15 protein-coding genes, 2 tRNA genes and 1 rRNA gene are annotated in these 13,591 nt (G+C 29.8%); 2 read left to right on the plus strand and 16 right to left on the minus strand.

What is annotated here, in order from left to right; genetic code table 11:
• Positions 1-65: 65 nt before the first annotated feature.
• Both RR539_RS09005 and rrf read right to left on the minus strand, forming a co-directional pair.
• A tRNA-Leu gene (locus tag RR539_RS09005) sits at positions 66-149 on the minus strand.
• A 6-nt stretch (positions 150-155) separates the two neighbouring features.
• Positions 156-272 (minus strand): 5S ribosomal RNA (gene rrf / locus RR539_RS09010).
• A 143-nt stretch (positions 273-415) separates the two neighbouring features.
• Between rrf and RR539_RS09015 the strand changes: the two genes are divergently transcribed.
• Positions 416-937 (plus strand): ion channel, encoded by a 522-nt coding sequence (locus tag RR539_RS09015; RefSeq protein WP_332483711.1) that lies wholly within the window; start codon positions 416-418, stop codon positions 935-937.
• 100 nt (positions 938-1,037) lie between these two features.
• Here the strand turns inward: RR539_RS09015 and RR539_RS09020 are convergent, their stop codons facing one another.
• The 8 genes from RR539_RS09020 to RR539_RS09055 form a co-directional block, all read right to left on the minus strand.
• Positions 1,038-2,354: a hypothetical protein gene (locus RR539_RS09020; RefSeq protein WP_332500352.1), complete on the minus strand. Its 1,317-nt coding sequence runs from the start codon at positions 2,352-2,354 to the stop codon at positions 1,038-1,040.
• A gap of 93 nt (positions 2,355-2,447) precedes the next feature.
• Positions 2,448-3,740 carry a hypothetical protein gene (locus RR539_RS09025; RefSeq protein ID WP_332500353.1) on the minus strand — a complete coding sequence of 431 codons (1,293 nt, stop codon included), beginning with the start codon at positions 3,738-3,740 and terminating at the stop codon, positions 2,448-2,450.
• Positions 3,715-4,533, minus strand: a complete 819-nt coding sequence (locus RR539_RS09030) for a hypothetical protein (protein ID WP_332474193.1) — start codon at positions 4,531-4,533, stop codon at positions 3,715-3,717. Before RR539_RS09030 ends, RR539_RS09025 begins: the two co-directional genes overlap by 26 nt.
• Before the next feature lie 13 nt (positions 4,534-4,546).
• Positions 4,547-5,248, minus strand: a complete 702-nt coding sequence (locus tag RR539_RS09035) for an ABC transporter ATP-binding protein (RefSeq protein ID WP_332474194.1) — start codon at positions 5,246-5,248, stop codon at positions 4,547-4,549.
• On the minus strand, positions 5,248-5,616 hold the full coding sequence (locus RR539_RS09040) for a GntR family transcriptional regulator (protein WP_332474195.1): 369 nt from the start codon (positions 5,614-5,616) through the stop codon (positions 5,248-5,250). The genes RR539_RS09035 and RR539_RS09040 overlap by 1 nt, the downstream gene beginning before the upstream one ends.
• Positions 5,617-5,855: 239 nt before the next feature.
• The gene (locus RR539_RS09045) at positions 5,856-7,565 is read right to left on the minus strand and encodes a GGDEF domain-containing protein (protein ID WP_332474196.1); all 1,710 of its coding nucleotides are present in this window, start codon (positions 7,563-7,565) and stop codon (positions 5,856-5,858) included.
• A 257-nt stretch (positions 7,566-7,822) separates the two neighbouring features.
• Positions 7,823-8,485 (minus strand): DUF4352 domain-containing protein, encoded by a 663-nt coding sequence (locus RR539_RS09050; protein WP_332474197.1) that lies wholly within the window; start codon positions 8,483-8,485, stop codon positions 7,823-7,825.
• Between the two features lie 89 nt (positions 8,486-8,574).
• The gene (locus RR539_RS09055; RefSeq protein ID WP_332474198.1) at positions 8,575-9,669 is read right to left on the minus strand and encodes a serine/threonine-protein kinase; all 1,095 of its coding nucleotides are present in this window, start codon (positions 9,667-9,669) and stop codon (positions 8,575-8,577) included.
• An 85-nt stretch (positions 9,670-9,754) separates the two neighbouring features.
• On the opposite strand from RR539_RS09055, the gene RR539_RS09060 reads away from it, so the two are divergent.
• Entirely contained in the window at positions 9,755-10,174 is a 420-nt protein-coding gene (locus RR539_RS09060) for a hypothetical protein (RefSeq protein ID WP_332474199.1), read from the plus strand.
• Here the strand turns inward: RR539_RS09060 and RR539_RS09065 are convergent.
• The 6 genes from RR539_RS09065 to RR539_RS09090 all read right to left on the minus strand — a co-directional run bounded on the left by RR539_RS09065 (position 10,161) and on the right by RR539_RS09090 (position 13,530).
• Positions 10,161-11,342 (minus strand): hypothetical protein, encoded by a 1,182-nt coding sequence (locus RR539_RS09065; RefSeq protein WP_332483715.1) that lies wholly within the window; start codon positions 11,340-11,342, stop codon positions 10,161-10,163. The two genes, RR539_RS09060 and RR539_RS09065, sit on opposite strands and share 14 nt — an antisense overlap.
• A 4-nt stretch (positions 11,343-11,346) precedes the next feature.
• Complete coding sequence (locus tag RR539_RS09070) at positions 11,347-11,886, minus strand: flavodoxin domain-containing protein (RefSeq protein ID WP_332474201.1); 540 nt, start codon at positions 11,884-11,886, stop codon at positions 11,347-11,349.
• A 276-nt stretch (positions 11,887-12,162) separates the two neighbouring features.
• Positions 12,163-12,423, minus strand: a complete 261-nt coding sequence (locus RR539_RS09075; RefSeq protein ID WP_332483716.1) for a hypothetical protein — start codon at positions 12,421-12,423, stop codon at positions 12,163-12,165.
• Positions 12,424-12,528: 105 nt separating this feature from the next.
• Entirely contained in the window at positions 12,529-12,657 is a 129-nt protein-coding gene (locus RR539_RS09080; RefSeq protein ID WP_332474203.1) for a hypothetical protein, read from the minus strand.
• An 85-nt stretch (positions 12,658-12,742) separates the two neighbouring features.
• Positions 12,743-13,153, minus strand: coding sequence for a hypothetical protein (locus RR539_RS09085; protein ID WP_332474204.1), 411 nt, complete (start codon positions 13,151-13,153; stop codon positions 12,743-12,745).
• A 293-nt stretch (positions 13,154-13,446) separates the two neighbouring features.
• A tRNA-Leu gene (locus tag RR539_RS09090) sits at positions 13,447-13,530 on the minus strand.
• Between the last annotated feature and the right edge of the window lie 61 nt (positions 13,531-13,591).

Below are 13,591 nucleotides of genomic sequence, written 5' to 3' on the forward strand. Positions count from 1 at the left end.
GGTTCAAGTCCATTAAGTTATTCTTTTACATAAAAAAAGATGATACATAAACTGTATCACCTTGTTGGTGCGGATGGAGGGACTTGAACCCCCACGTCATGGACACTAGATCCTAAGTCTAGCGCGTCTGCCAATTCCGCCACATCCGCATGTGGACCAAGCGACTTCCTACCCTCCCAGTCCGTCACCAGACTAGTACTATCGGCGTTAGAGAGCTTAACCTTCGTGTTCGGTATGGGAACGGGTGTATCCTCTCTGCCATCATCACTTGATGTTTGTCTTACTGACAAGATTAATTATATACCCATATAAAAAAAGTGTCAACACTATTTATTAAAAAAAACAAAAAAGTTTTAAATTAAATTTTATGTTTTTTCATATACTATTAATAACTTGTAATTAAAGGGGTTTTATTATGACTACATTTAAAAGTTTAGTATTTAAGCCTTGGTCAGCTTTAGTACTTTATATAATGTATATATTGTCACTAAGTTTTTTAAATACGGTAATTGATACGGCTCTAGGTTATGCAATTATGATATGGCTTGGTCTTGTTTTCTACATATATCTTATTGTGTATTCCTGCCGCTCTATTATGTATGCTAGTAAGAATCAGATAAGTTCTGTTAATGCCCTTATTTCAATAGGATTTTGTGCACTGGCAGGTGTTGTATTTTTTGCAGTTAACTTTTTTTATATATATCAAATTTCAAGTCGTCACTTTATAGGACACATAGGAAATAACTCATTTGATATGTTTATTTCATTTTTGTATTTTAGTTTTGCAACCTTTGCAACTGTAGGCTACGGTGACATTGCCGCAATATCCTCACTTTCTAAGATATTAACAATACTTGAGATCATATATTCCTTTTTTATAATTACCGTTGCATTTTCATCATTTAGCCACCTGAAAGATTCACTTAAAAAGAAATAGGATTATATAAATATCTATAAACTATTACTGGAACCAAGCGAAGCTTGGTTCCAGTTTTTTATTTCATAACACTTACAAATTCTTACTTATATATAGTGTTTTATATTTTTCCTCTTAATATACTATAACTTCCCTTAGATCCTTCCTCTGCTGCAAACTTAAATATAGGTTCATTTTCCTTAGTAAACCCATATATATTGCCTTGAAACTTATCCTTTTTTATATCTATTAGCATTCCTGAAATTCTAGGTTTTCCATAAATATATGAAATTACCTTTTTGTCCTTAATAAGTATTAGTTGATACTCTCCATCTGAAATACTTTGGCTATAATTATAATTAACCCCCGTTACAGACTTAATCTCATCAATACTTGTATATGGAGAAACTATATACCCCTTATCAAAGTCGAAGAAGGTAGTTTCTGATAGTTTTATGCTTTTACTCTTAACCTTTTTATTATCTATAACATTTTGTAGGTTAGAAACCTCCACTACTTTAACAGATTCAGACTTTGGAGCTGCTGTTTGATATGCTATTACTGGACCTAAAGTTATTATAAAGCCAATTAAAAGTCCAATTATAGTTTCACCCTTTAAACTTTTTATCTTAAATTTTCCTATTGAAATTACATTTCTTGATTTATTGTCATATGAGTACCCTTCAAAAATACTCATAGCATAAACAAATAAACCAACTGCAAGTAAGAATACTATTAATATCTGTCCCATAGATATAGGTAGCACAATATTTCTTAAGTGGTCTACAATATCAATAGGTAGAATAAAATAATTAACTGTATCAATTCTTTCCATTCCATAAAAAACTAAAAAATTATTCATATTAATAATAAAATAAAGTAATACTCCTAATATAATTATTATTAATGTAGATGGTATTTTCTTAACTACAGATATAATATCTATAGCTGCTCCTAACATATAAGCAGATAATAATAGCATTACTAATCTAAAGAATATAAGTAATACTGTTACTAAATCTAACCCTTCTATAAAGAAATTAAAATCTATAACATGTGGTCCAAAGTATACTAATGCTAAACTTAATATATTTCTAAGTATAATAAACATACTGAATCCTAGTGCCCATGTTTTTATAGCTGAAAATAATATAGTATACTTTTTAATTGGTGCCATAAATAAATATAATCCCTGACCTGTTTTGAATATTAGGTCATACATAAATATTGGCACTGTAACAAAATATATTAAAGATACTACATCTACTCCACTATAAAAGTGTAGAACACTTACATTTCTTGATGCTAAAGCCAAAAGACCTAGTATTAAATTAACTACTATAAAACATCCCATAAAATTTGCAAATGGAGTTCTATAGTCTCTATTTCCTCTATAAATAAGCCTACCTAAGCTATTCATTATACTATTTTCTTTCATGTAGGAAACCCCTTCCATTATATTGACTACGGTTTTCTTCCCTACTTATCCTTTGTATTATAATTAAACACCTACTATTTAATTAATTAGTATTTAAATTTTAGTTTTTAGAATTATATAGTCTTCTCCAAATATATACTTAAAAACAGGTTCATTTTCATAGGTAAATTCATATATACTATCCTTAAAGTTTGATTTCTCAACTAGTATTTGAACCTTATCTTCTTTAGGTAACCCCTTAATATATTCAACTATATTGTTATCTTTAACTAATATTAGCTGGTAACCTGTATCTGAAACTCCCTCTACATAATCATGTCTAATTCCTGTAGCTCTTTCAATTTCCTCTGCCTGTGTATATGGAGAAATAATATATCCCTTATTGAATTCATTAAATCCACTAGCCGATAATCTAACATTATCCATGTCTACTATTCTACCTCTATCTACTAAAGTCTGGGTTAAAACCTGGCTTTCCCCTGTTGTTTTAACAGTACTAAAAAGCATAAATGGCAGCCCCCACATTAGGGCTAAGACTACTAAAACAGCAATTAGCTTACTATTTATTCTTGTAATTTTAAACTTTCCTATTGATATATAGGCCCTGTTACTATTATCAAAGCTATACTTTTCAAAAATACTTAATGCGTATACAAATGCTATAAGGGCTATTATAAATAATAATCCTACCTGTCCTAAACTTATATCTGTATAATCATATCCTGCATATATTTTAACCTTAAGAGGATCTATAATAAGCTGACTTGAATCTATTGACTCTATCCTTCTAAATGTTAAAAATGCTGGCAGCTTATTAACTAAGTAATATACTAGAAAAAACAATCCTATACCTATAACAGCTGGTATTCTCTTAACCACAGATATAATATCAACAGCAAAGACTGTCATAATTAAGGCTGATATAATAAGTGCTATTTGGATAATAAAAAGTATTATAGCTTGTATATCAGTTAGATGTATTAGCTCTTTAAAGCTAATAAGATTTCTTGATAGGGTTACAATTAAAATCCCAAGCACTTCTCTAGAAACAATAAATATTCCAAATCCTATAATCCAGTTAGATATTATTTTTTTTAATATAACTGACTTTTTAATTGGAGTTAAATAAATATATAATCCTGCTCCTGTTTTAAATACAGTTCTATAACATGCAAATGGGACAAATAAAAAGTAAATTAAACTTATATTACTTACTCCCTCATATAAACTAAATACATTATCATTATTAGTACCTAGGGTAAGTAATCCTAGTATAAGATTTGCTACTATTACAGTTCCCATTGTATTTGCATAAAATGTTCTATAATCTCTATTCCCTCTATAAATAAGCCTACCAAGACTACTTGTTATACCATTTTCTCTCATATAGGAACCTCCTTCTCTTAACCTTACCAATGTTTTGTTCCATGCTTAATCTTTCTATTGATAGGGCTGCCCATATAAATAAGCCTACTAAAGCTATTAAATACAGTTCTACCCCTCCATAATATATAAGGGACTCACCTGAGGATATTGGCAGAAAGTCTGCTCCACTATCACCCCTCTTAGCTGATGCCTCAGCCGTATCTGAAAGTAAGTATATTTTTCTCTCTTCCCAAAGTCTCCACATATCAATCTTATAGTTAAATGAGTATGTTCTATGTGGCAAATAAAATGAAACCTTAGCAACTATATAAGCACCTATAACAAAAAATATAGGGTGTATTTTTCTTGATTTAACTATTATCATTATTGAAACTATGATTACTGCAAAAATAGGATAACCTATATTGTTTATCATAAACATAAACAATTCACCTTTAATATCTATGTTATTAATAAGTAGGGTAAAGTCATCCTTAGTAAATACTGAAACTACAAATACAGTTAGGTGGATAATATAACAAATAAACCACTTTAAAAGTATTTCTCCTGCTATCCTCTTCTTACTTAATGGAAGCATGTATATATAAAATTTGTTATCCATAAAAGTATCATAGAAACTAAATATTAATAACACCGTAAATATACTAGGTATTACGCTATTAATTATCTCCATATATTTAAGAGCTTCTATATTATCTATAAAATACCCCGATAGATTCATTACAACCGAAAATATTAAAATTCCTAGGGTTAATGTCTCCCCCCTATAATTAATTCCCTTGCTAAGTAACATTATCTCGCCTCCTTTAAATAGTTTCTCCATAGACTTGCTTATAGAAATCTACTACTGACTTTCCATTATCTCTTAAGTCATCTACTATTTCATTAGCTACAATGCTACCTCTATCTAGTAAAACTACCCTATCAAATACCTTCTCTATGTCACGGATTAGATGGGTTGATATTATGACTGTACTTCCTTCTTTAAAGTCGGTTATTATTGTTTTTAGAATATCTTCCCTTGCTATTATGTCTACCGCTGCAAGTGGTTCATCTAGTAAGAAAATATCTGCATCTACTCCCATTGTTAATGCAAGTGATACCTTTTCACTGCTTCCAAGTGATAATTCCCCTATAAGTGACTCCTTAGATATTTTAAATCTTTCAAGGATACTTTCTGTTTTTTCTCTATTAAAGCCGTTAAAGTATTTGTTGTAATACTTTACAGCGTCACTTACCTTCCATGTTGATGGTATAAATTCCTTATCTGGCATTAGAGCTATTTTATTTCTACTTTTATAGGTTGTTTTATCTCCATTAAGTAGAACCTCTCCACTATAACTTGTTATAACCCCTGATATTATTTTCATTAATGTTGATTTACCTTCACCGTTTGGAGCTAAAAGTCCTATTATTTCATTTTCTCCTATGCTTAGGTTAATTGAGTTAAGTACCTTTCTCCCTCCATAAACCTTAGTAATATCTTTTAGTTCTAGTAAGTTTCCCATTAACTATCCCTCCTAGTTATTATTCCTATAATATCTTCTCTGCTAAATCCCATGTCCCTCATGTCAGTAATAAATTTATCTACTATCTCTCCCATTGCCTCTTCCTTAAGAGTTACAATAATCTGATCACTAGTAGTAACATAGGAGCCCATTCCCCTCTTAGTTTCAGTAATTCCTTCAGCTTCTAGCTGCTTATATGCTCTTTGCATTGTATTTACATTAACCTTCATAATACCTGCCATCTCCCTAACTGATGGAATTCTCTCACCAAGTGTAAGCTTCCCACCTATAACTAATTTCTTTATATAATCTATAATTTGAACGTATACGCTTTTGTTATCATCGAAAACTATTGATTCAAAATCCAATACTACCACCCTCTTCCCTAGTGTAATACTTAAATAGTACACTATAACACATATATATTCAACACTAACTAATTTGTTTCATAAAAAAAGAATCCCAATTTAATAAATTACAAATTAGGATTCTTAAAACCAATATAAAGTTATCCACTGTGGATAAGTTAATAAAACATAGGATTTTATCCTATATATCCACAGAACATATAATAATAAGTTAATATTTCTTGTAAATTGTTTATAATTTAATCCACAACTCTATTTTTACCTGACTGTTTTGCCTTGTATAGGTTATCATCCGCTATTTTTATGGTATTTTCTCCATTTATTTTAGAGTGGGCAACTCCTATACTTACTGTTGTTGTTATGTTTTCTCTCCACTCCATAGATTCAATTGAAGATCTAATTATTTCAGCAAGTTCTCTAACTCTTTCCTCTACAGCATCCTTAACAATAACAACAAACTCTTCTCCACCATATCTATATAGGGCTTCATTAGGTGATAGCCTATTATTCACAACCTTACTAGTATTAATTAACACTATATCTCCAAAGTCATGGCCATAGGTATCGTTTATCTTCTTAAAATTATCTAAGTCATACATTATAATAGAGAAATTTTTATGCTTTTTCACTAGCTTTGTAATCTCCTTATTAAGATAATATCTATTATATATTCCTGTTAATCCATCCCTTAAAATTTTATTTCTGGCGTTAGTAAGAATTTTGTATCCTATAGGAATTCCAATTGCAATTATTACTACTGTAAATAAAATTATTATATTACTTAATTTTAGTCTTTTAAAACTCATAGTAAGCTGATCTTCAAATTTAACATTTTCTATTATAAAGTATGCATAATTAGAATATATTTTTCTATCTTCAACCTCCTGGGATTTAATTAATTCCCTATAATACTTAATTCTCAGTGTATTATCTTCTATGGCATCTGCTACTTTTATATTATTTTTAATAAATTGTCTACAATACTTATATCCCCTGTTATTATGGGACTCTTGAATACCATAGTCGTTATTTTCGAGGGCATCTTTATATTTATTAATTGCATAAAAATATTCGCCCCTTGCTACTAAGTATATTTGGTTTTTGCCTGTTAGAAATACATCCTTATCTACTTTAATAAGCTTATCTGCCCTATCTAGATTATTTTGTGCACTTTGTAAATTGTTTTTTGCTATATAATTTCTACACGCTAACAAAAGCTTAATAATCTCAATGTCTCTAGCATCCTCTTCATTAAAGTGCTCCTTATAACTTGGAATACTATTAATACACTCTAAAGACTTATCATAGTTTCCTTTGTCGTAATAAAGTTCAGCTAAATTTACATATGCATATACTTTAAGAAAAGTATCCTCTTTCTTGTTATCTACGTTTTTATTAAGGGTTTCTTCTATTAATTTAATAGCAGTATCTTCTCCTTTAATGTAGCTATAATCAACTCCAAGTTCAATTTCACTTTTTATTTCTAAGTATTTGTTGTTACACTTTTTAGCTAAATACATTGTTTTTAATGTGTATTTTGTTGATTTAGCATAATCCTCTACATTTAAGTAGATATTTTTAAGACTCCTTGTTGCTTTAAGCCTTGTATTATCGGTAATATACTGACTTCCCTCTATAGTAGTTAGTATATCTATAGCTAGCTCTTCACCTTTAGGAATACCCTTAAATTCACTTAACATATTGTGTATATTAGTATATTGACTATTATACTGAAATTTAGGAATGCTATTAAATGTGTTTTTGGCAACTTTAATAGCATTATCATAATTCTCAATATAAATTAGCCCCCTAATATCCCCACGACTTCTATTAACCATGGTTGCTGTATTGTTATTAAATCTATATATTATAGTGAAAACAGTACTAAATATAATAATAGTAACAAGTGTAAGACCTATTATTATTTTAGTTATATTAAATTTTTTCATGTTTTCACCTCGCATAATATTAATAAAGACCTTTTATAATTAGTAAAAATACAGTTTACTCCTTAACTCATTTTGCCCTAAAAATCATTAATATATTATTATAAAAAATTTAAACCTATAACAATATTAAACATAACAAAATAAGCTGTTCATTTATGAACAGCTTATTTGATATGTTATGAAAAACAGGTACTATAATAGTTTGGTAATTAATTTATCAAGCTATTATTTTATTATGAAAAATGTATTGGTGAAATCTACTTTGATGTACTAAGTTTAAATACAGCATCTTCCTTTGAATTAAACATATTATCGTAGTAGTATGCTTCAATTGAATCTCCATTGTCTATTCCATATGCCATATTTCCCTTAGAAGTCTTACCTGCAGGTATTGTTTGTGCATTACCTTCACCTGAAACTGGGTAAGTCTCTAGTGCATTCCCCTCTCCATCAAATAACTTAAAACTCATTGATGATATAAATAGAGGGTCTTTCTTTGATATGTTCTTATATGAATACTCTATGATTACAACTTCCTTTGGCTGCTTATCTGAGAATTGGTTTCTTTTATCTGTTTTATAAACCTTATCAATTGTTACTTCATACTCACCTTTGTAACTGAAAGTTTCTCCAATTCCATAGATCTTCTTTTCTTCCTTTTTAGCTTCATCTGGCTTTGGCTTTGATGAACCTGCTGACTGACCACTTTCTACTTGATTAGGTGGAGTCTTTGGAGCATCATCCTCCATTGTCATACCTACTGCTGCTAAAAATATTACTGAAAATGCAATAGTTAGTCCAATTTTTCCGCCCTTATTAATCTTATGATTTCTCCATAATAGGAATATTCCAACCGGTGTTACGAAAACAAGCATTAGCCACATAAACCAGCTTGTGTTATAAAACTTTTCGTTATTCATCTTTAGTTCCTCCAAACATATAATTTATCTTGCCTATGAGTAAATTATATATTAATTTATTTTTCCCTTGGTATGCTGTTAGCATACAACTAGGATAATTTAAAAAATTGTTCTAACAACACCTCTATTGATGCCCAGAAAAATAGGGCTATTACACATGACATAACAAGTCCGAATACCCTAGGCTTCTTATCTAAACTATCATTATAGGGTACATATTGCTTAATATTCATGTAATTAGTTAATATTAAAAATATAGATAATAACCCTAGTGGCATAGGTAGGGATATAATTATTCCCCTTCCCTCTGAAACACTTTCAACAAACATAGAAACCACTAACATATAAAAAAGAAGTCCCCCTATAATATTAAATGGCTTTTGCTGTCTAAATCCTGGTATAGTTATACCTACCCTACCCCTAGTCTTTAGGTCCTCAGTACTTGTATTATCCTGAAGATCTAAGTCTATAAGTAGCTCCATTATATTGTTATATCTATTACTTTGTTGAAGCTCAGTAGCCCTGCTTATTATATAATGTAACCTACCATTATCTATACCCTCACTTGAATGGTGACCTGTTAGAAGATAATTTATAACTACCCCTAGTGAGTAAATATCACTTCTTGCATCTGTTTGGGCAAATCCATATTGTTCTGGAGGTGCAAACCCTGCTGTTCCAAGAAGTACAGTGTCCTTATTACAGCTATAGGTTTCACTATCTTCCTTATATATTCTTGCTGCATCGAAATCTATAATTTTAATTATTCCATCACTTGAAATCATAATATTAGAAAGCTTAATATCCCTATGTATTATAGGACTGTCTAAGCTATGAAGAAAATCTAGACCAGAGCAAATGCTCTCAAGATAATTAATAACTCTACTTTCATGTAACGACCCCTCCTCCTCAAGAAGTTCCTGGAGAGATGGTCCATTTATAAACTCTTCTATTATAATCAATTCCCCATCAAGTTCAATAACCTCATATATGCGACTTATATTTTTATGGGGATTGTCCTTTAAAGTATAGTATATATTCCTATTAAAAGTTGTAATAACCTTTTTAACATATACCCTATTATCTAACTGGTGTTTCACTAGAAAAATGTTGTTCTTTTCACTGGTATTAAGTGTACACAATTCCTCATATTGAGAAAGTCTGTATTCTGCTGCTAAGTCCACAAAATCAACTCCTATATACTTCTATTGAACCAATTTCTAAAAGAGTATATCATATAAATATACTCTATACAATAAAGGTGAAATTATGAAATCTACTGAAGAATTATCAAACATATTAAGACAAATTAAGTGTAAAGATGAACTGAATTCATTTATTAGTGAAACTAACTCAAACATTGATTTTACAGCCTATATTGAGGATATAATATCTTCAAATTCACTTACTAAAAGTCAGGTTATTGAAAATTCAGGACTTAGCCGTACCTATGCCTATCAAATACTTCAAGGTACCAAAAAACCTAGTCGTGACAAGGCCCTTTGCCTTTTTATAGCCTGCAAAATGAACCTAAACCAGATTCAAAAAGGATTAACTCTTACAGGAAATAGTTCACTATATCCAAAGAATCCAAGGGATGCAGTAATTATTTTTGCAATAAATAAAGGGGTTAGTATAATTGATACTAACCACCTATTAGACGAACTGAATTATTCTATTTTAGAGTAAATTGGTTTTTGTACCTACCTGCTGCAGGTGAATTGTTGATTATTACAAACCATTCATCTGCAAATTTTCCTTGGGTCCAGGATTTAATAGTTGTAAATGCCTTGTAGTCCCTTGTACTATTATATATCTTATATGAAGTTCCAAGTATTCTTGGAAAAGCAATTAAATCATCATTATTTTGTGGCATGTTAGAATAAAGTTCTTTCCCTCCACTATATAGATAATTAAGTGTAAACACCTTCCCCCTAGTCTGGTTAAATCCTATGTTAAGATCATGTGCAAAACTACTATAAGATGAATTAGTTATACTACTATCAAAATTCTTCATGTTATCAGTATGGAACATTCCAAGTTGACCATAATATTTCCCCTCAGGTAAGTTTGCATACTGCCCCTTAAAATTATTCATTAACGTCTCATCATACAAACTTCCTGCAAAGGCACCTTGTAGGTTATCTATAACTATTTTGAAATCAAAATAATCTTTTCCAAGTGATGACTTTATTTTACTTCCATAGTTTTTAAAGTAGTGATTTATATCCTCAGTAAAAAACTTAGGTGAATTCTTAGATTCTTTTATTTTATCTATAAAAGGCTTTATTTCAGGATCAATATTCTTGTTCTGAAGAATACTGTTTAAATAATTAAGTGATATAACCGTAGCACTTTCTACACCTATACCAACAAATTTTATTTTTTTATCCTGAGGTAAATTACTATTTAATTCATAATAAAACCTCATAAGTTCAATCTCATCTTGACTAACCCTCATACCATCCGTTGACTCTGGAATATGTTGAAGCAAAAACTCAAGAATTTTTTTATCTCCAGTCTCTAAATATTTATTTAAATACTGGGCATATGAGTGACCTGAATCTATAACAATGTACTTAACACCCTTATTTTCTACAAAGTATTTAGCCATATATTTATTAAGTTCATAACTTGCCTTGGAACCTCTATTTTCACCCATTAAATATACATCATATTTATCAAGTATCTCTTCAAGTCCATAAAATGACTTTGGATATAAATCTAAATTTATTGTTTCACCCTCAGACGAAACATTTATAAGCCCTGTAATATCTCTTCCCCTTAAGGCAAACCCAAAGAAATACACCGTGAGTCCAGTTATTAAAATAACTCCAATTAAAACCTTTTTCCACATAGATTTAAACTCCCCTTACATACTTAATTAAATCCTCTATGCTGTCTTCGTTAATAAGGTCTAATACTTGTCCATAAGTACTTAAAATTAATTTATCATGTTTAGTTAAATCATTTTCAGACTTTTTACTAAGAGATTTTACTAATACCTTCATAATAATTTTATCGATAAAATTAAGCTTTGCATAATCTATTTTTCCCATATAATAATAGTATTTAAATTCTAATTCCTTTAAAGCCTTGTTAAGGTTATTATCTATAAGAGTAATTCCACTATTGTCGTCCCTATCTGTAAGTCCGCATGTAAAAACAATAAACCTTTTACCCTGAAGTAAATAAGCTAATTCTCCAAACATTTTAATATTGTTTACACTTCCAGCATACACACCTGCTCCAAAAATAATTGTCTCTGCCTTCATTAATACTGATTTATCAAAATTATTAATATCAAATATATACGAATTAAGTTTTTTTGATATTAACTCTGCATATTTTTTACTTCCCCCATACTTAGAAGAATATAAAACTACAACCTTACCATCCACAAAATCATCCCCTAATTAATATATTTATACTAACAATAAATATACAAACCCTAGCTATCTAAACTATTATATGTTAATTAAATAATAAACAATTAACTTATAACACTAGTATATCAGTTATTATTATTAATTTTTTACAATTAAATATATACCCTATATTTTATTTGAATATATTGACATTGTTACTCATTATTTTATCATATAAAAAACAGGTAGAAATACTACCTGCCTTAAATAAATAAAGTTTATTATAAATTTACTTTTTATATAAAAACACTACAATCTATCAATATCCTTAGTATCTTTAATAGATCTATATTCGCTAGGCTTATTCTTAAATAAATAATCTAAGTACGCTCCATAAACCTTATCCTTTACCATAACAACTCCAAGTATTATATCATTTCCATTACTTTTCTCAGAAATTTTAAAAACATAATAAATATAGCCCTGATTTCCTGGCTTTAAATTACCCTTATACCCACCTTCTTTAATTACCTTATCTATTAATTTAAATGATTCAGAATCACCATTCATAGACTTCTCCCCTGAATCTGACTCTAAATTATATCCGTTTTCCTGACATACTTTCTTAGCCTCAGCAAGTGCAGCCTCATATTGTTCCTTATTTTCCTCCTTACCTTAATTCCCATATTCTACCTTATTATCCAACTTAACACTAGGGTCATCAGATTTAGCTGTATTACTACATCCAGTTATAATAAGTCCTCCAATAATTAAAGTTAAAATAACCAATCCTATTTTTTTCAAACCCTTATCCCCCTAAAAATTTTATAAAAATGTTAATAGCTATTTTAATTAAGTATATCTATACCCTATATATAATTATTTTAAGCTAATGTTTTTCAATTTTTTTATCATAGTCAATTGGAAAGCACTGTCCTCCCATATCCTCTATATATGCACCATAAACCAGATTTCTTGACATAACAACACATAACTTTTTCTTAGTTCCATTTTTCTTTGAAATATCAAACTTATAAAAATAGTAACCTTCAAGCCCAGGTATTAAAATAGCCATATATCCACCTTCTTTAATAGCCTTATCCATTAATTCAAAACTACCAGAATCACCGTTCATAAATGGATATCCTTTTTCCGAATCTAATCTGTATCCATTTTCTATACTAACTTTTTTAGCTTCCCTAAGTGCAGCATTATGTATTGTTTCAGTATTTAAATGTCCTCCTAATAAGAAATATAATCCAATAATACATCCAAATACAATTAATTTTTGTTTTTTCAAACTCTAATCCCCCAATACTTTTACAAATATTACTAATTATTATAACATATAAAAATACAAATACAAAAAATAAAAAAAGAGTAACACTTTAAGTATTACTCTTTAATGGTGCGGATGGAGGGACTTACGTCTGTGCAAGCACAGCCTTTTCACGTCGATGCAAGCTCTCCTCTCAAATAACTAAAAATATGGATTGACCATATTTTATTAACGTTATTTGCCCTCACGGGTTCAAGTCCGTTAACTTATTCTTTTACATAAAAAAAAGTGACACATTAACTGTATCACTTTTATGGTGCGGATGGAGGGACTTGAACCCCCACGTCATGGACACTAGATCCTAAGTCTAGCGCGTCTGCCAATTCCGCCACATCCGCATGTGGACCAAGCGACTTCCTACCCTCCCAGTCCGTCACCAGACTAGTACTATCGGCGTTA

This window comes from Clostridium sp., assembly GCF_036639235.1.
GTDB lineage: Bacteria > Bacillota > Clostridia > Clostridiales > Caloramatoraceae > Clostridium_AB.